This is a genomic window from Halochromatium sp. (assembly GCF_054919635.1).
Genome location: NZ_JBUDPI010000035.1, coordinates 1 through 17929, shown reverse-complemented (window position 1 = coordinate 17929; position 17929 = coordinate 1). Strand labels below are relative to the sequence as shown.

13 protein-coding genes and 1 pseudogene are annotated in these 17929 nt (G+C 63.2%); 6 read left to right on the top strand and 8 right to left on the bottom strand.

Annotation, left to right across the window (positions count from 1 at the left end):
• The 7 genes from ACY693_RS04015 to ACY693_RS03985 all read right to left on the bottom strand — a co-directional run.
• Positions 1-407 (bottom strand): SCP-2 sterol transfer family protein (locus ACY693_RS04015; protein WP_462320542.1); only part of this gene is annotated, 407 nt, incomplete at its 3' end.
• A gap of 184 nt (positions 408-591) precedes the next feature.
• The gene (ppx, locus tag ACY693_RS04010) at positions 592-2130 is read right to left on the bottom strand and encodes an exopolyphosphatase (RefSeq protein ID WP_462320541.1); all 1539 of its coding nucleotides are present in this window, start codon (positions 2128-2130) and stop codon (positions 592-594) included.
• A gap of 90 nt (positions 2131-2220) precedes the next feature.
• Positions 2221-3369: a CorA family divalent cation transporter gene (locus tag ACY693_RS04005; protein ID WP_462320540.1), complete on the bottom strand. Its 1149-nt coding sequence runs from the start codon at positions 3367-3369 to the stop codon at positions 2221-2223.
• A 153-nt stretch (positions 3370-3522) separates the two neighbouring features.
• Positions 3523-7113 carry a mechanosensitive ion channel domain-containing protein gene (locus ACY693_RS04000; protein WP_462320539.1) on the bottom strand — a complete coding sequence of 1197 codons (3591 nt, stop codon included), beginning with the start codon at positions 7111-7113 and terminating at the stop codon, positions 3523-3525.
• A gap of 23 nt (positions 7114-7136) precedes the next feature.
• Entirely contained in the window at positions 7137-8627 is a 1491-nt protein-coding gene (gene argA / locus ACY693_RS03995; protein WP_462320538.1) for an amino-acid N-acetyltransferase, read from the bottom strand.
• A 30-nt stretch (positions 8628-8657) separates the two neighbouring features.
• Positions 8658-10109 carry a sigma-54-dependent transcriptional regulator gene (locus ACY693_RS03990; RefSeq protein WP_462320537.1) on the bottom strand — a complete coding sequence of 484 codons (1452 nt, stop codon included), beginning with the start codon at positions 10107-10109 and terminating at the stop codon, positions 8658-8660.
• A gap of 33 nt (positions 10110-10142) precedes the next feature.
• Positions 10143-11846, bottom strand: coding sequence for a sensor histidine kinase (locus ACY693_RS03985; protein WP_462320536.1), 1704 nt, complete (start codon positions 11844-11846; stop codon positions 10143-10145).
• A gap of 306 nt (positions 11847-12152) precedes the next feature.
• Here ACY693_RS03985 and sucC point away from each other — a divergent pair.
• The 3 genes and pseudogenes from sucC to ACY693_RS03970 form a co-directional block, all read left to right on the top strand.
• Positions 12153-13295: pseudogene (sucC, locus tag ACY693_RS03980) on the top strand (ADP-forming succinate--CoA ligase subunit beta); the annotation flags it as partial.
• A gap of 164 nt (positions 13296-13459) precedes the next feature.
• Entirely contained in the window at positions 13460-14332 is an 873-nt protein-coding gene (gene sucD, locus ACY693_RS03975) for a succinate--CoA ligase subunit alpha (RefSeq protein WP_462320535.1), read from the top strand.
• A 194-nt stretch (positions 14333-14526) separates the two neighbouring features.
• Positions 14527-14865 carry a P-II family nitrogen regulator gene (locus tag ACY693_RS03970; protein WP_462320534.1) on the top strand — a complete coding sequence of 113 codons (339 nt, stop codon included), beginning with the start codon at positions 14527-14529 and terminating at the stop codon, positions 14863-14865.
• Positions 14866-14883: 18 nt separating this feature from the next.
• On the opposite strand, the gene ACY693_RS03965 is transcribed toward ACY693_RS03970, so the two are convergent.
• A complete protein-coding gene (locus ACY693_RS03965; protein WP_462320533.1) occupies positions 14884-15705 on the bottom strand; it encodes an outer membrane protein assembly factor BamD in 822 nt (273 codons plus the stop codon).
• A 245-nt stretch (positions 15706-15950) separates the two neighbouring features.
• Between ACY693_RS03965 and rluD the strand changes: the two genes are divergently transcribed.
• The 3 genes from rluD to ACY693_RS03950 form a co-directional block, all read left to right on the top strand.
• A complete protein-coding gene (gene rluD, locus ACY693_RS03960; RefSeq protein WP_462320532.1) occupies positions 15951-16886 on the top strand; it encodes a 23S rRNA pseudouridine(1911/1915/1917) synthase RluD in 936 nt (311 codons plus the stop codon).
• A 2-nt stretch (positions 16887-16888) separates the two neighbouring features.
• Complete coding sequence (pgeF, locus tag ACY693_RS03955; protein ID WP_462320543.1) at positions 16889-17617, top strand: peptidoglycan editing factor PgeF; 729 nt, start codon at positions 16889-16891, stop codon at positions 17615-17617.
• A gap of 64 nt (positions 17618-17681) precedes the next feature.
• The coding region (locus ACY693_RS03950) for a hypothetical protein (RefSeq protein WP_462320531.1) at positions 17682-17929 on the top strand (248 nt) is incomplete at its 3' end.

Here is a 17929-nt window from a genome sequence, read left to right as displayed (position 1 = left end):
AGCTCGTCGGCGCCGATCTGCTTCATCAGGTTGAAGCTCTTGACGAAGGGGCCAGCCATACGCGGGTCCTTGATCATCGCCGAGTAGTCACCGGTCTTGAACTTGAGCTTGCCGGTCGCGTAAGCCGTGCCCATGCCGACCATCCCAATACCTTTCTCGACCCATTTCAGCCAGTCCTTCATGTCGGCGCGCATGTCCCAGTCGGGCTTCTCGTCCGACCAATCGCCAGCACGGACACAGATGCCTTTCTCGACCACGAAGACGCCACGTGGGTTGGCCTCATCCTTGAATCCACAGGTAATGATGGAGTCGAAGCCGATCTCAGCGAGCTTGCCGCTGACCTCGGGGTCGTTATTCCACGCGTCTTTGAGCTGGTTCATCCATTCTGCGGAAAAGAGCTTGGCCATGATTGAGATCCTCCACTAGTTCGGTGTCAGGGGCGGCATTCTTCGGTTAGGGAAAGCTCGGGCAGGGCTTGCGACGAGGACGGGATCGAGCTCGCGGCAGCCTCAAGCCTAGCGCTCATGATTCTACCAGCAAGCTGGCTCGGGTTGTGCCAATCTGCGAGTATCGCTGTTATCCCGCATGTTGTTATCCCACGTCCAGCGTGATCCCCGCAGCGGCGAGTCGTTCCGCCTCCTCTTCAAACTCCAATCGTGTCAGCGGGTGCTCGTCAAGCCAGCCAGGCGGAAAACGCAGCTGCAGCCTCTCTTCGTCAGCAGTGACCTGCGGCTTTGGATCGGCGCTCGCGGAGCGTCCTCGATGCATGAGCACCGCAAGCCTGAGCAGGATGGCCAGTCGCCGTCCGCAGTCGCGCGCGGGACGCGGCAGCGCCATGAAGACATCGACCGGGAACCGACGGCGATGCCCCAAGACCAGTGCTGCCAGGGCGTCCTGCTCTTGACGCGTAAAGCCCGAGAGGTCGGCATTGCGCAGCAGATAGGCGCCATGCTTCTGGTACTGACTGTGTGAGACGGCGAGTCCGATCTCGTGCAGCTCGGCGGCCCAGCCGAGCACCTTGGGATAGTTGTCGTGGTTAAGTGACCAGCTTTCGCGCAATTGCTCATAGAGCTCGAGCGCGGTGCTGCGCACGCGCCCGGCATGCTCCGGATCGGTATCAAAGCGCCGACAGAGGGTGGCGACGGTGCGCTCGCGGACGTCCTCATGATGGACGCGTCCGACCATTTCGTAGATGAGGCCCTCGCGCAGGGCTTCGTCGGAGGCTCGCATCTTCTCGATGGTCAGGTTCTGAAACACCGCTCGCAGGACGGCGACGCCGCCGGCGAAGACCGGTCGGCGCTCATCGCTAAGGCCCTTGAGCTCGAGCGCCGAGACCTTGCCGCAGTCGATCATGGCCTCGCGCAGCTGGGCGAGACCATCGGCTGTAATGCCGTCGTCGCTCCAGCCTTCGGCCGCGATGACCGCAGCGATGGCCTTGATGGTGCCTGAGCTTCCGGTGGCCGTGCTCCAGCCTGATTGACGAAACAGCTCGCGGACCGGACGGATCTCGAGCGCGCAGGCGAGCTCGGCGCGGTCCATCTGCTTGGCGCTGATCTTGTCGTTGGCGAAGTAGCGTTGCGAGATGCTGACGCAGCCCATGTGCAGGCTTTCGCGCAATGTGGCACTGAACCCCTGGCCGACGATCAGCTCGGTGCTACCGCCACCGATGTCGACCACCAACCGCTTCTCATCGCCGATCGCGAGTCCGTGCGCAACGCCTAGATAGACCAGTCGGGCCTCTTCGCGCCCGGCAATGACCTCGATCGGGTGCTGCAGAATTGCTTCAGCGGATTCGATAAAGCGCGCTTCCGGCCTCAGCTGTCTGAGCGTATTGGTGCCGACAATGCGCACATTGGCGGGATCGACCCCGCGCAGACGCTGGCCGATGCGCTCCAGGCAGGCGAGGGCACGCTCGGCGACCTCCGGGCGTAGGTACTTGTCTTCGGTCAGCCCCGCGCCGAGACGGACCATCTCCTTGTAGCGATCGATGACCTGTAAGGTCCCGCCGTCTACGCGAGCGACGAGCAGATGAAAGGAATTGGAGCCCAGGTCCACTGCAGCAAAGCTGTCGGCTGGCGCTGATGACGAGCGGTCGTCGGATGGGGCGACGGAGACGGCGGCGTCGGCCATGCGATCCTCGGTAGCGTTGGCGGCAACGGCGGCAGAGTATAGTCGTCTTTGCCAGCGAAGGGGCGCAATGATGGTTCGGTAGCAACTCGTCTAGAGCCAGCCTTTGCGATGCAGCAGCCAGATCTGGGCGGCGACCAGTCCGATGAGGAAGACGACCAGGATGAGAAATGACCAGGGATCGTTGGCATCCGGAATGCCGGCAAGGTTGACGCCGAGCAGGCCGGTGATGAAGGTCAGTGGAAGGAAGACGGCGGTGATGACGGTGAGGGAAAACAGCCGGCGCTCGGTCTTCTCGGTCGAGCGCTGCAGGATCTCGTCCTGAGTGATCTCACCGATCTCCTGGGCCGCATCCAGTCCTTCCACATACTCTGTGCATTGGTGGGCGACCTCGCGCACCAGCGCGCGGTCCGCGTCGCTCATCCAGGTCGCAGGGCTCGCGGCCAAGCGCGCGAGGGCGCGCCTTTGAGGTCCAAGCGAGCGTCGCATCCAGATCATGACGCGGCGCAAGTGGGCAAGCTCTGAGACCAGGTCTTCGGTCGGCTTTGCATCGCCGAGGCGGCCAATCTGGTGTGTCGATTGGACCTGCTCGATGATCAGGTCTTCCATGTTGGCGACCATCAGATCAGAGAGGGTTGCAATCAGGCTGCTGGCGTCGGTGGGGCCGCAACCTTCGTTGAGGTCGTGCCGGAGCTGCACCGGTGCGCGCACATGCTCGCGCCGGCACGTGAGCACGCGCTGTCCATCACTCCAGAGGCGAAGCGCGACCAGGTCGGTTGGTAAGGCGCGTGGGGCAAAGTTCAGTCCCTTTAGGATCAGTAGCATGCCGCCGTTGTGCTCCTCCAACCGTGGACTCACGCGTGCCGCCGTCAGCGCGTCTTGGGTCACGGCGTCGAGTCCGCTATGGCTGCGCAGCCAGTGCTGCGCATTGCTGTGCTTGACATCGATATGGACCCAGAGGGTACCTGCGCCGGCTCCAAGATCCGGGTCTCGGGCCGAGGCCGGGGCTGAGGCTGAACCTCGTGCCAACGAGGGCCTTTGACTGGCTATCGGCCCTGGGCCAGCCCAAGTCCAGAGTCCTTTGCCGCTCTCTGCGCTCGGCTCCAGGTCCTTCCAGGTCAGTGGCGTACCGCCACCACGGCCATCGAGCTGATAGGCGCAGATGAGTCCGAACCAATTCTGGTATCTCGGTTTAATCAGCGGGGATCGCTGCAGGTTGGTCGTGTCTTCAGTCTCTGTCATGAGGTGCTGATCAGGTGCTCATTGGCGCAGACGGTCTGTCGGCTGGCGCTTGCTTTGGCTGCACTGGGTCCGGCTGCATTCGCTCGGGCTGCGTTGGCTCGGGTTCCACTGGCTCCGTTTGCACTGGCTCCTGCTGGATGGGCCCGTTTGCGCTCAGTCGGCAGAAACCGCTGCCGCACGATGCATTCTGATGTCGATGGGCTCGGCCGAGCGCAGATGGATGTCGCGCTGCGGGAAGGCGATGCCGATGCCGGCGGCGCGGAACTTGTCGTCGATCGCTTGGTGCAGCTCGGTCATCACCGCCAAGCGGAACTCGAGGGTCTCGAGATAGCAGCGCAGGACCATGTTGAGCGCATTATCGCCGAAGCCTTCGAAGGTGATCATTGGTGCCGGATCGTCGAGGATCTTCGGATGCTCCTCGGCAACCTCGGCCAGGAGTGCGAGCGCCTGACGGGTATCGCTGCCGTACTCGATGCCCACCGGGATGACCACGCGATTGATCTGATCGGTCAGGGTCCAGTTCAGCAAGCGTCCGGTAATGAACTCCTTATTCGGCACCAGCAGTTCCTGCTTGTCCCAGTTACGGATAGTGGTGGCGCGGATCTGAATCCGGCTAACGGTACCGGTGGTGTCGCCGATGGTGACCGTGTCACCGACCCGCACCGGGCGCTCAAAGAGGATGATCAGGCCGCTGATAAAGTTCGCAACGATCTCCTGAAGTCCGAAGCCGATACCAACGCTGAGCGCCGCTACCAGCCACTGCACCTGCGACCATTGCACGCCGAGGGTGCTAACGATCAGCAGCAGTCCCACCGCGGTGATCAGGTAGCGGGTCAGGGTTACCAGGGTATAACGTCCGCTGGTGCTGACCTCGGTGTTCTTCAACAACAGGATCTCGAGCAGCGCCGGCAGGTTCTTGACGGCAATCAGTGCTGCCGCACCGATTACCAGAATCAGCCCCAGATCAGCGAGGGTGACCGGGACCAGCTCTTTGGCGCCGTCGACCGTTGCGGTATAGCTCCAGAGCGTGATCCGTTCGAAGAGGTTGAGGGCCGGCAAGACATCTGACCAAATCAGCCAGAGGCCGACGGCCGCGATCATCGCGATGCTGCTGTTGAGCAGTTTCCGGGTTTGGCTATCAAGCGCGGCTAGATCGACTGGGTCGTCATTCACATCGACCCGCTGAGCGCCCTGCTCGAGTGCTTCACGCTGGGCTTCGCGTTGGGCGCGGCGCTCGAGCGCGGCCTCGAGCGCGAGCCCGCGCCGGGTGAGGATCAGCCAGCGGACGATCAGCTGATGCAAGACGACGAGCGCGAGTGCCAGCCACAGCTCCGCAGCCACCGAGGCCAACAAGGTGCCGGCGGTGTAGATGAAGCCTGCGAGCGCGATGGCCGCCAGTGCGGTGGGCATCAGCACCGCGGTTGGGTACCAGAGCAGACGCAAGCGATTAAGCCAGCCAGCTGGTTGAGCGGCGAGCATGGTCTTGAATACCCCACGCTTTGGATGCAGCAGCCAGGCCGTGAGCGCGGCCAGGCCGAGGCAGAGCAGTACCAGTGCGAGTCGTTCCAGGGTGCCGTCAAAGCTCGGATTATGAGCGCGGCCAATCGCCTCAGCCGCGAAGCCGATGGGTAGCAGCAGCGCCGCGATGCGGAAGCCACGGCGCAGTTGATCGAGTGTTTCGGAGCTCCAGCGAAAATGGCGCTCGGCAACACCGCCGGACATACAGAGCAAGCGGAAGGCGCTCAGGTAGTAGAACGGAAGCGCGATCCGGAGCAGGCCTTCGCCGACTGCGAGCGCGAAGGCTGTTGCCTCTGTCGAGACGCTCAGCTGCCAACCCATCAAGGCGGCCAGCAAGGGCCAGGGCAAGGCTAACAGCAGCGTTAAGCCAAGCGCGGACAGGGTAAAGACGAAGCGATCGGTACTGACCCGGCGCATCGGCTCGGAATAGCCTTGAATACGGTTGCGCATCAGCGGACGAGTCGCCAATAGGCTGATGATGATCATCCCACCCAGCCAGAGCAACGGGGATGAACGCCCGCTGTGGGCCAATGTATCCACCACGCTAGCCCAATGCTCAGGAGCGACGAGCCACCAGATGGCTTCTGGGAGTGCCGTGAAGGCTTGTTGGGTGATGGAGGGCGCGCTTCTGACCCAGAGGAGATGCTCGGCCAGGAAATCGCGGTAGCGATTGATCAGATCGCTGTATTGTCCGGCCGTGAAGTCCAGATCACCGATCGCGCGCTGATAGCTGTCCTGCAAACGCAATGCCGTTGCTAGGAGCTCGCGCTGGCGCCCGAGCAGCGCGAGTGCCTGCTCCTGAAGCTCCTGCGCGTAGTCTGAGGAGTCACCGGCTCGCTGTGCAGGGTCGCGAACGGAGAGGACCCGAGCGACGGCGGCATCGATGTCCTCAAGATCGCGCAGCGCCTCGCGCAGGCGGAGCTGGCTCAGGGTCAGCTCGGCAACCTGCTCAGCGCGCTCGGCGGCCTGCTCACGCAGGCTCGCCGCATCCGGTAGATCGGCGCGCTCATCAACCAGGATCTGTCCAACGGCTTGGCTCAAGCCGGCGGCACTGATGCGTGCACGGGCGTCCTTGAGGTCGGTTTGTGCCTCGCGAAGCCGTTCCTCGAGCTCGGCCTGCTGCTCGTCCAGCAGACTGAGGGCTTCCGTGACCTTGCTAATGGTCTCGCTGATCTCGCGGTTACGCCGCGCGACCTCGAGCAGCCGCGGGTCGGCATCAACAAGCTCGCGCTCGGCAGATTCGGTCTCTTCGCGTGCGCGCGCTGCTTCGATCGCGCGTAAGCGATCGGCTTCGTTCTCGAGGTAGGCGCGCCGCAGCCGTAATCGCTCGAGCTTGGCTGCAAGCTGATCGCGGCGGGCTTCGGCGAGCTGGCGGCGAGCGTTGGCACTGAGGATGCGCTGATCCAACATCAGCATCTCGGCGCGCAAGGCGTCGCGTTGGGTCTCGAGTACCCAGATGCGTGCCTGATGCGTCTCGTCCTGTGGCTCCGGCTGCGGCGCCGTCAGCTCCTCCTCGATCTCGGTCAGGGTCTGTGGTACCTCGGACAGGCGCCGGCGTGCGGCATTGAGCTGCTCGGTTTGATTGCTGAGGCTTTCGTTGAGCTTGCTCAGCTGCGCTTCGACCGAGGCGGCTTCGGCCTGCTCGCGCGCGAGCAGTTGCTCGATCTCGGCGACGCTGACGGTCGCGGGAAGATCGACCGGGGGTTGGGCCGAGTCTGCCTGGGCTGAGTCCAATGCACCGAGCTTGGCGCGAACGGCAGCCGCTTCTTCGGGGGCGGTTTCAAGCGCGTCCAAGTAGCGCTCGGTTTGGAGCTGAAAGCTGCTGAGCTGCTCCAGGTTATTGAGCGCGCTCCGGTAGCGCTCGCTGAGTGCCTTCTTGGTCTCTTCCGGGAGTTCGTCGTTAGCGGCCAGGGCGTCGAGCTTGGCTTCAAGCTTCTCGCGTGAGATCGTGGGCTGGATGCTGAGTGATCCATCGGCCTCGGTGGCCGTTTGTGGCTGGGCTTGCGACTGGGCTTGCGCCATCGCGATGCCCGCCAGGGTCGGGGCGAGCTGCACTGTCAGCACCAGTGCGAACAGCAGCAGCGATTGGGCCGCGCCTTTGGTGATCGCCGCGCGCTTGTGACGAAACCGATGCCAACCGGCGAGTCGCTGGAAGACCCGCTGGGAGCGCTGCTGGAAGACCCCGTGGAACAGCAAGGGGAGGAGCCAGTTGAAGATGACCTGCATGGGTGAGTGGCGGGCGGGATTGATCAGCGCTGGTGCTGCAAAGGCTTGAGGTAGACCTGCGAATTGCGTGCGGCGTTGTACTGACGGCGACGCTCTTCGGGGAGGTCCTCAACGCTGCCGGGCAAGAAGCCGCGCTCACGGAACCAATGCGCGGTCTGAGTCGTGAGGACGAACAACCGCTCAAGGCCCTGGGCCCGTGCTTGAGCCTCCATGTGCCCAAGCAGGCGGTCTCCACGCCCCTGGGCGCGATAGGCGGGATGCACAGCGACACAGGCCAGCTCGCCGCTGCGGGCTTGAGGAAAGGCCTGCAGTGAGGCGCAGGCGATGATGGTGCCGTCGAGCTCGGTGACCTGAAAACGGTCGATCAACAACTCGAGCTCCTCAGCTGAGCGCGGTACCAGGATGCCGGCGTGCTCCATTGGCGCAAGCAGATTGCGGATGCCCGGGATATCGGTGATCTGGGCGGCGCGGAGCTGCTCACAGGGCTCTCCGGTCATCAGGGTTCCGGCCCCATCGCGGGTGAACAGCTCGCGCAGCAGCGCGGACGGGTCCGTGCGACCGACGATGTGCACCCGTGCGATCCCGTGCTCGCAGGCTTCGGCGCCGGCGCGGAGTGCTTGAGCCAGGTCTTCGCCCATCTCGGGTGCTTGCGTGAGGAGCGCCGCAACCTCCGCCCCGAGCAGGTGCGAGCGGACCCTCTGCGGTGCCGATGCGCGATCGGGTTGATTCATCTCTTTCAGGCGATCCATCAGGCCGGTGCCTTCGACCAGGAAGATCAGCTTGTCGGCGTCGAGCGCGATCGCCACGGCGCGGGCAACATCTGCCGCGGTGAGATTGAAGACCTCACCGGTCGGCGAGTAGCCGATCGGTGGGATCAGCGCGACCGCGCCCTGATCCAGCCGCTGGATGAGCGAGATCTGGTCGATTCGACGCACGCTGCCAGTATGTCGATAGTCGACGCCATCGAGCACACCAATCGGCCGGGCGAAGACGAAGTTGCCCGAGGCAACGGGGATGCGCACCCCGGCCATCGGCGAGTTGGCGAGGCCGAAGGAAAGCAGGGCCTCAATCTCGACGCGCGCCGCGCCGGTGGCCTCCTTTACGCAGGCCAGGGCGGCATCATCCGTCACCCGCAGGCCGTTGACATAACGAAGCGCCGCACCGCGCTCGGCAAGCCGGCGCTCGATCTGCGGCCGTGCGCCATGCACCAGCACCAGTCGGATGCCGAGCCCATGCAGGAGCGCAATGTCGTGCACCAGCTCTGGCAGGCGGGTATCGTCGAGTGCTTCGCCGCCAAAGGCGATCACGAAGGTGCGGCCGCGATGGGCATGGATGTAGGGCGTGCAATGCCGAAACCAGTCGAGAAACGCGTCATGGGCAGGCGGATCAAGCGGCGCTTGAGGCGGCTGCCCGTCGGAGCTGTTAGGGCTAGATGTGTTGAGGCCCGACCTGTTGGGGCTGGAGCTGTTGTGACTTACCTGGGCCGCTGCCAGGCCAGGGGTTTGGGAGGTCATCGCGATTCGATATCCTGGGGTCAGACCGTCTTACGAGAGACCGAGCTTGCTCAGCCGATAGCGCAGCGAGCGAGTGGTCATGCCGAGCTGCTTTGCCGCTGCGGTCCGATTCCATCGGGTCGCGTCCAGTGCCTCGAGGGTGGCACGGCGCTCGATCTCGTCGAGCTGATCCTCGAGTGGTACAGGCGGTGGCTGAGGGAATGACTGGGGGGATAACTGGGGGTCGGCATCGGCCTGCTCCATCGCCTTGATTGGCTTGGGTATCGAGCGCTGCGCTGGCAGCTGCAGATCCTCGGCGCCAAGCTCGACGCTGTCGGCGAGCGCCGAGGCGCGCTCAAGCAGGTTTTGTAGCTCTCGCACATTGCCTGGGAATGGGTAATCGGCCAGCTTGCTCAAGGCTGCGCTGCTGAGGTGTCTTTTCGGTGCTCCACTGATCTCAGCGATCTGGCAGAGGATGTGATCAGCGAGCAGCGGGATATCTTCCAGACTGCGACGAAGCGGCGGCATCAGCAGCTCGATGACGTCGATGCGATAATAGAGGTCCTGGCGAAAGTTGCCACGCTCGACCTCGTTATCCAGGTCGCTGTGGCTTGCGCTGATGATGCGCACATCAACCTCAATCTCGGTTTCGCTGCCGACGGGTCGCACGCTCTTTTGCTGGATGGCGCGCAATAACTTGACCTGCATTGGCAGAGGCAGATCGGCAATCTCGTCCAGGAACAGGGTACCTCCATCGGCTGCCTGAAACAGGCCGGCCTTGTCGGTGATGGCTCCGGTAAAGCTGCCTTTGCGATGGCCGAACAGCTCGTTCTCCACCAGATCGGCCGGAATCGCGCCACAGTTGACCGGTGCGAACGGCTGCTGTTTCCGCGGCCCTTGATGATGAATCAGCCGCGCTGCGAGTTCCTTGCCGGTCCCGCTCTCGCCGCTAATGAAGACGGGCGCTTGGCTGCGTGCCAGCTTTGCGATCAGCGCCCGGGTCTCGCGTATGGCCGGCGAATGGCCAATCAGCTGTTGTTGTTCTGACTGATCTGGGTCTGATTGGTCTGGGGCCAACGCGTCTGGGGCCAACGCGTCTGGGGCCAACGGGTCTGGGCTCGTCTGGTCCGTTGGCGCACTCAGCTTGAGAGCGGCTTCGATGAGGTTGCGCAAGACCTTGAGATCGATGGGCTTGGCGACGAAGTCGAATGCCCCTGCCTTCATGGCGGCGACCGCCGAATCCATGCTTCCGAAGGCCGTCAACATGGCGACCGGTAGGCTCGGGTGCTCGCGTGCGATCTGCCTCATGAGGTCGACCCCATTGCCGTCCGGCAGGCGCATGTCGGTCAGACAGAGGTCGAAGACCTCATGTTCGAGGTGGTGTCTGGCCTCGGCAAGCGTCTGTGCACGGCGCGTGGTCACGCCCATTCGCGCGCAGGTGATGGTGACCAGCTCAAGGATGTCCGGTTCGTCGTCGACAATGAGGAGATGGGCCTTGCTCATGATTCTGCCGATTGGCCGTCTGCGATCAGCCGATCAACGCTCAAAGGTGAGGCTGAAGCAGCTGCCGCCTTGCGGCTGATCACTATACTCTAGCCGGGCTCCGATGGCCTCTGCCAACGCCTTGGCTGCATAGAGACCGAGCCCGGTGCCCCTTGGTGAGGTGGTGAAGAAGGGCTCGAAGATCGATTGGCGCTGATCCGCGCTGATACCAGGTCCCTGGTCGGAGAGACGCATCTCGACGGTCTCGGTTTGAGGGTCGCGATCCAGCGTCCAGCGCATGCGGCAGCGTCCTTGATGGTCTTTGCCGTGCTCTCTCGCGTTGTCGCAGAGATTGTTCACAATTTGGCGCAGATGGCGCAGATCAGCGTCAACCCAGCAGCTATCCTTAGGCAGGCGCAAGACCAGCTCCTCATGCGAGAGGCGATGGTGCTCGCGGTATTCATCGCAAGCCTCTTCAAGCCAGCTGTTGAGCAGAACGCGGCGCAGCTCGGCGCGATGTCGGTGAGATAGCTCTAGCACACTGTCGACGATCTCATCGATCCGTTGGGCGTTGCGCTGGATGATCGTCAGCAGGCTGCGGTCTTCTGGCCCGAGGTCGGTGGATTCGGCGAGCAATTGGCTGGCGTGTGTCACGGCTGAGAGCGGATTGCGAATGTTGTGGGCCACGCTTGCCGAGAGTCGCCCGACCGAGGCCAGGTTGACCTCCTGTGCCTGGCGCAGCAGCTCTTGCTCGTCGCGCAGGTAGATTAAGGCGCCGTTGGCTCGGCTCGAGCCTAACAGCTGGAGTGTCGGACGCAGGTTGCGATGATGAAGCTGTAGTGTCCGTCCACGGGCCGGCACACCGCTGAGGCTGTCCTTGAGCCAGTCGAGCAGCTCGGGCGCGACACACCCGAGCTCAGCGCCGCGCTGGGCGCTTGCAGCTGGAAGAAGCCGCTGCGCCGCTGCATTGAGCATGCGGATACGGCGCTCCCCATCGATCACCAGTACACCGGTGCTGAGCTGCTGGATGACAAAGTCATTGAGCGTCGAGAGGTCGGCGATATCGAGCTGGCGTCGTGCCGCGAGCCGCTCGCTCGCGCGCAGCCGTCGCGAGAGCAGATGCGCGAGCGCAGCGAGTGAGAAGTAGATCAGTCCGAGCAGTCCGGCCTCCAGATTGCTGCCCCGATAGCTCTCCAGGTAGAGCTCGGCGTAGAGCTGTTGGCTGATCACCCCGAGTGAGGCGAGGGCCGCGAAGAGCAGGGACTGGCGCCCCTCGAGCAGGATCGCTCCCCAGATGACGGCGACGGCGGGCAAGAGCCCAAAGCCTGCCGCAACCCCACCGCTGAGATGGATGAGCAGGACGGCAAAGGCGATATCGAGATAGATCGCGAGCTGGATCTGCTGATCGCGTCGCGGCCAGCGAGCGACGATCATGACGCCGCTCAGGAAGACCAGGACGGCCTTCACGAGCAGCAATTGGCGAGCGCCTGACGGAGCAGCGACCCGCGGCAGCCAGCTCGCGGTATCTGCCAGCCACAGGACCAAGAGTAAGACCATGACCGGAAGCAATCGCGATAAGAACAGCCAGGACAAGCGGTCACGGCCATCGAAGACAGGCCTTGGGGCTGAGCGTTTCCGTGGCCCGCGAGCTGATCTTCGACTTGGTCGCTGGCGGCTCGGGTCTTTGGCTAGCGCGACGGGGCATGGGCTCGATCTCGGTCGATAGCGTTGAGCGCTCGATCTGGACGGTGTACCCATCGCAGATCGGTTTTCGGCATTCTGAGCCCGGTCCGGGTCGGGTAGCGGCGATCGGGGGACGCCGTGTATCCGTCCTTCGAGGCTTGACGAGGGCATCCATGCCGTCGACACCCCCGCTCGCCGCCACCCGACCCTCCGCTATGCCATGCCGTCAGTTGGCGTGTTATGGGCATCGCACTTGGGACGCTGCACTTGGTGATTGCCTCTTAATCGCGCAGAATAGGCGATCATCCTCGACTCTGGCGTCCGCTTGTAGCGGCGGCGTTGGGAGCGCAGAGGTACCGCCTGCTGTTCGATTGAGTATCGATGAATCTTCACGAGTACCAAGCCAAAGCGCTGTTTGCTGAGTACGGTATTCCCGTGCCGGAAGCGACCGTTGTCGAGACGCTCGACGAAGCGCGCTCGGCCTTGACCTCCCTTGGTCTACCGATGATCTTAAAGGCGCAGGTGCATGCCGGGGGCCGTGGCAAGGCAGGTGGTGTGCAGCGTTGCACATCGGCTGCTGAGCTCGACGCCGCGGCGACGGCATTGCTCGGGCGCCAGTTGGTGACGGCGCAGACGATCCCGCAAGGACTGCCGGTGTCACGGCTGCTGCTGGAGTCGACGGTCGAGGTTGAGCGTGAGATCTACCTCGCATTATTGGTCGACCGTGCTGCAGAGCGCATGGTTGTGATGGCCTCGGCGGCTGGCGGGATGGAGATTGAGCAGGTCGCGGCCAGCAATCCCGATGCGATCTTGACCTCACCGATTGAGCCCGTTCTCGGACTGCGTCCCTGGCAGTGCCGGCGGATCGGTTTGTTCTTGGGGCTCACGGCTGATCAGCAGTCAGCACTCACGAGGCTCTTGTCTGGTCTTTACCGGCTTTTTATTGAGTGCGATGCGAGCCTGGTCGAGATCAATCCGTTGGTCGTCACCGCCGCAGGTGATCTGGTCGCACTGGATGCGAAGGTTGAGCTCGATGACAACGCCTTGTTCCGACATCCTCGGCTCGTCGCGTTGAATGATCCTAGCCAAGAAGATGCTCGTGAGGTCGCGGCCCGGGCCGAAGGGCTCAGCTATATCAGCCTTGATGGCGATATCGGCTGCATGGTCAATGGCGCTGGGCTAGCAATGGCGACCATGGACCTGATCGCGCTGCACGGTGGCGCACCGGCCAATTTTCTCGATGTTGGTGGCGGCGCCACCGCGGATCGCGTCGCGCATGCCTTCAAGTTGATCCTCAGCGATGACAAGGTCGCTGCAGTGCTGGTCAACATCTTCGGCGGCATCGTGCGCTGTGACCTGATCGCAGAGGGTATCCTGGAGGCGGTGAAGGAGGTCGGCGTGAGTGTGCCGGTGGTGGTCCGCCTGGAGGGCACCAATGCTGAGCTTGGTCTACAGCGGCTGGCGCAGAGTGGGCTCGCGATCGAGACTGCGGCGACCCTAGTGGACGCAGCCAATCAGGTGGTAGATGCGGCGGCCGCAGCGCGGGCTCGCCAGCCAGCCAGCCATTCAGCCAGCCGGCAAACCAGTCAGCAGCAAGCTCCCACGCCGCCCCAAACCCCAGAGCAGCCCCCAGAGCAGGCCTCGGAACAGGTGCCGGCTCAGGTGCCGGCTGGCAATGGAGACAAGCCATGAGTGTGTTGGTTGATGCGGCGACGCGCGTGATCTGTCAGGGCTTTACCGGGCGTCAAGGCACCTTTCACAGCGAGCAGGCGATCGCTTACGGCACGCGTATGGTCGGTGGCGTGACCCCGGGCAAGGGCGGCCAACGCCATCTCGGGCTGCCGGTGTTTGAGACCGTGCATGATGCGGTTCGCGAGACCGCCGCCGACGCCACCATGATCTACGTGCCAGCGGCCTATGCGGCGGACGCCATCCTCGAAGCGGCCGACGCCGGCATCCGGGTCATCGTCTGCATCACTGAGGGTATTCCGGTGTTGGACATGCTCAAGGTCAAGGCGGCCTTGGCGCGTAGCGAGGCGGTGCTGATCGGACCAAACTGTCCGGGGATCATCACCCCGGGTGGCTGCAAGATCGGCATCATGCCCGGCGCGATCCATACGCCGGGGCGCGTCGGTATCGTCTCGCGCTCCGGTACCCTGACCTACGAGGCGGTCGAGCAAACCTCGGCCGAGGGCTTGGGGCAAAGCACCTGCATTGGCATCGGTGGCGATCCGATTCACGGACTCGACTTTGTCGACTGTCTGGCGATGTTCGAGAGCGATCCGGAGACTGAGGCGGTGCTGATGGTCGGTGAGATCGGCGGTGGTGCTGAGGAGGCTGCCGCAGCCTTCGTGCAGAAGCGGATGACCAAGCCGGTGATCGCCTACATCGCTGGCGTCACTGCCCCCCCGGGTAAGCGCATGGGCCATGCTGGCGCCATCGTCAGTGGAGGCAGTGGGACCGCAGAGGCCAAGTACGCGGCTTTGCAGGCCGCAGGTGTTCGCATCCTGCGCTCGCCGGCGCAGCTCGGGCGCGGTGTCGCCGAGGAGCTCCAGCGCTGAGACGCTGAGAGCCCTAGCGCTCGGTTGGCTTGACGCGTCTTGGCTCGACGGGAAGGCGGTATGATCTGCGCGGCGGCTCATCATGCCCAAAAAACCTCAGATCCTGAGAATCTTAGATGATCCGGGATGGTCAATCACTGGATAGACTCTTATACTCATCCGAAAACCAGCCGAGAGGTTGAAAGGAGATTTGCATGAAGAAGGTCGAAGCCATCATCAAGCCGTTTAAGCTGGACGATGTTCGCGAAGCGTTGTCACAAGCCGGTATCACAGGCATGACCGCGATTGAGGTCAAGGGCTTCGGCCGCCAGAAAGGCCACACGGAGCTCTATCGCGGTGCCGAGTACGTGGTCGATTTCTTGCCCAAGGTTAAGGTCGAGCTGGTGGTTGCCGACGACCAGCTCGATGTCTGCGTCGAAGCGATTACCAAGGCGGCCCGCACCGGCAAGATCGGCGACGGCAAGATCTTCGTCAGCCCAATCGACCGCGTCGTGCGTATCCGCACCGGTGAGGAGAACGAAGCCGCCATATGACGCTTAGGCGGGGAGGCGTCAGTTCTCGTCCAGGCTCAGATACTCCCAGACGCGCCGGGCCAGGCTGACCTCGCTGGGGGCTGGCTCGTCGTCGATGAAACGACCGGCTTCCCGGTTCATCACGAGCACGCGGCGCGCGTCGGCGGCGAGGTCCTCCTCACCGAGGCGTTGATAACCCTCGATCATCAGCCCCAGCGCATCCTCGACGGCGGTGGTTCGCTGGAAGCGCTCAACGACATACTGGGCGCGGGCGACGGCGGCGACATAGGCGCCGCGCTCCATGTAATAGCGAGCGACGTGCAGCTCTCCCTCGGCCAGATTGTTACGGAGATGTAACATTCGCTGTCGCGCATCTGCGGCATATTTACTGTCAGGATAGAGGCGAATCAGCTCGGCGAAGTCGTTGAAGGCATCCAGTGCTGAGCCAGGATCGCGCTGAGCCGTATCGATGGGCACGAACCGATCCAAGAAGCCAATGCTTCGATTGTAATTGACGATGCCCTTGAGGTAGTAGGCGTAGTCAACGAATGGGTTCTGCGGATAGAGCTTGATAAACCGATCTGCGGCCGCGATTGCCTGCTCGGGCTCGTCGGCCTTGTAATAGGCATAAGCGATATCAAGCTGACCCTGCATGGCATAGCGGCCGAACGGGTAGCGCGCCTCGAGCTTCTTATAAAGATCGATGGCGCGGTTGTAGTTGGCCGCGTCGAGCTCACGTGCCGCCTTGCTGTAGAGCTCGTTGGCCGACCAGCCCTCGGTCTCGTCGAATTCTTTACCGAGGATGCCGCAGCCACTGAGCGTGGCGACGGCGATCAGGGTCAACACTAGTGTTCGGATCATGGAAATGCCTACCGATTATCGCCGAGACCGTCGTCGGCGTCACAATTCCGCCAGTATACTGAATCGTCGTGACTGTCACAGAACAGGCCCAAGCCGCGAAGGCGATTGCGGTGCCCGGAGCTGAAGGAGGTCAATTGAGCTCCGGTCGGGCTGGCTCCCGAGCTGCTCCCAGCACTGATGCCAGAGCCGATCCAGCTACGCGGGATCAGGCTCGGCTTCAAGAGGTTGGCCTGCAGGCTCTGCGATTGCAGCCGGAGCACGCTGGACGCCGGCTTGATCAGGTGCTCGCCGAGCTGCTGCCTGCATTCTCGCGCAGCCGTCTGCAGGCCTGGATCGAGCAAGGTCGGGTGTTGATCGATGGCCGCAAGCCGCGGCCGAAGGATCGCGTCCAGGGTGCTGAGCAGGTGCAGGTTGAGCCCTTGATTGAGGCGAGCGGCGACTGTGTGCCGCAGCCGATCCCGTTGCAGGTCGTCTTCGAGGACGAGCATCTGATCGTCGTCGATAAGCCAGCTGGCTTGGTCGTGCACCCGGCTGCGGGCCATCCGGACGGAACATTGCAGAACGCCCTGCTGCATCACGATCCGCGGCTCGACGAGCTGCCGCGCTGCGGCATCGTCCATCGGTTGGATAAGGACACGACTGGTCTGATGGTCGTGGCGCGCAGTCTCCTTGCGCATCGATCCCTCGTTGCCCAGCTCAAGGACCGGAGCGTCAAACGGGATTATCGGGCCTTGGTGGCTGGGATGCCGAGCTCGGTTGGTCGTGTCGATGCGCCCATAGGACGACATCCGACGCGACGAACAGCGATGGCCGTGGTCGCTGGCGGTCGCCACGCGATCAGCGATTATTCGGTCTTGGCGCGCTATCGACGCCATAGCCTGCTCGCGGTCCAGCTGCAGACCGGTCGCACGCACCAGATTCGCGTCCACATGGCGCATCTGCGCCATCCATTGGTGGGCGATCCGCTGTATGGCGCTGGCTCACGCTCAGCACTCGATGTCTTGAGCCCCGAGCTGAGCCTGGCCCTGCGGACCTTTCGGCGTCAAGCCTTGCATGCCATTGGGCTAGGCCTAGCGCATCCCGCCACTGGCGAGCCAATGCATTGGCAGGTTCCCATGGCGCCCGACCTCGCCGCACTCTGCGCCCTCTTGCAACAGGATGTTCAGGCAGTAGCCCAGTGACGATGTTTCTCAAGCCCGATTGGACCTCGCCCGCTGGGGTGCATGCCTTAAGTACCACGCGTCAAGGCGGCGTCAGTACCGGTGTCTATGCCAGTTTGAACCTCGCTGATCATGTTGGTGATGATCCGTCTGCGGTTCGGCACAACCGGGCGCTGCTTCGCAAGCAGGCCAGGCTCCCGGCAGAGCCGAGCTGGCTGAACCAGATTCATGGCTGCGCTGTCTACGAATCGGGGAGGCAATCGCCAGCGGTGAGGGAGGCTGATGCCTCGGTCGCATTTGGTCCAGGCGCAGTCTGTGCGGTGATGACAGCGGACTGTTTGCCGGTCTTGCTCTGTGACGAAAGGGGCACTGTGGTCGCGGCCGCGCATGCCGGCTGGCGCGGCTTGGCCGCTGGGGTCATCGAGGCAACAGTGCGGCGCATGGGCCGTCCAGCCACTGAGCTACGGGCCTGGCTCGGACCTGCGATCGGGCCGGCGCATTTCGAGGTCGGTGATGAGGTGCGTGCGTGTTTTTGCACGACCGATGCAGAGGCTCGGGCGGCCTTTCATCGGAACGCCGCCGGTCGCTGGCTCGCCGATCTGCCTCTACTCGCGCGGCAACGGCTCAGGCGACTGGGTATCACAGCCGTAAGCGGCGGTGACCTTTGTACCTTTGCCGATCGCGACCGTTTCTTTTCCTACCGACGCGATGGCACCACGGGCCGGATGGCAAGCCTTATTTGGATCGATTGATCTCGACCCTCCCTGCCGCTACTCTGCTTTTTAGAAAGACCATAGTCTCGATAGACGCCAGATCATGAGTACAAGATGCGTTCACATCGCTAACACCACCGCAGCCTCGACCAAGGGGCGCCGAAGCCTTGGCTCGCTAGGCCTTGCTCTGTGCGGGCGCCTGAGCGTTGCACTGCTCACCGCGCTCATTGGCTTTGCTGCTGTTGCCAAGACCCAAGAGGTTGGCCTTGCGGAGCTGTTTCCGGATGAGCGTCAAGCGCGCACCATGGTGGTGATCAACAAGGTGCTTGACCGGTTCCACTACCGTGACTT

What these genes read in the sequence shown, in the direction of transcription:
- ACY693_RS03965 (WP_462320533.1), bottom strand. Translation starts at nt 15,705, where the DNA reads ATGATCCGAACACTAGTGTTGACCCTGATCGCCGTCGCCACGCTCAGT.
- ACY693_RS04000 (WP_462320539.1), bottom strand. Translation starts at nt 7,113, where the DNA reads ATGCAGGTCATCTTCAACTGGCTCCTCCCCTTGCTGTTCCACGGGGTC.
- ACY693_RS03990 (WP_462320537.1), bottom strand. Translation starts at nt 10,109, where the DNA reads ATGAGCAAGGCCCATCTCCTCATTGTCGACGACGAACCGGACATCCTT.
- ACY693_RS04005 (WP_462320540.1), bottom strand. Translation starts at nt 3,369, where the DNA reads ATGACAGAGACTGAAGACACGACCAACCTGCAGCGATCCCCGCTGATT.
- pgeF (WP_462320543.1), top strand. Translation starts at nt 16,889, where the DNA reads ATGTTTCTCAAGCCCGATTGGACCTCGCCCGCTGGGGTGCATGCCTTA.
- ppx (WP_462320541.1), bottom strand. Translation starts at nt 2,130, where the DNA reads ATGGCCGACGCCGCCGTCTCCGTCGCCCCATCCGACGACCGCTCGTCA.
- ACY693_RS03985 (WP_462320536.1), bottom strand. Translation starts at nt 11,846, where the DNA reads ATGGGTACACCGTCCAGATCGAGCGCTCAACGCTATCGACCGAGATCG.
- sucD (WP_462320535.1), top strand. Translation starts at nt 13,460, where the DNA reads ATGAGTGTGTTGGTTGATGCGGCGACGCGCGTGATCTGTCAGGGCTTT.
- argA (WP_462320538.1), bottom strand. Translation starts at nt 8,627, where the DNA reads ATGACCTCCCAAACCCCTGGCCTGGCAGCGGCCCAGGTAAGTCACAAC.
- ACY693_RS03970 (WP_462320534.1), top strand. Translation starts at nt 14,527, where the DNA reads ATGAAGAAGGTCGAAGCCATCATCAAGCCGTTTAAGCTGGACGATGTT.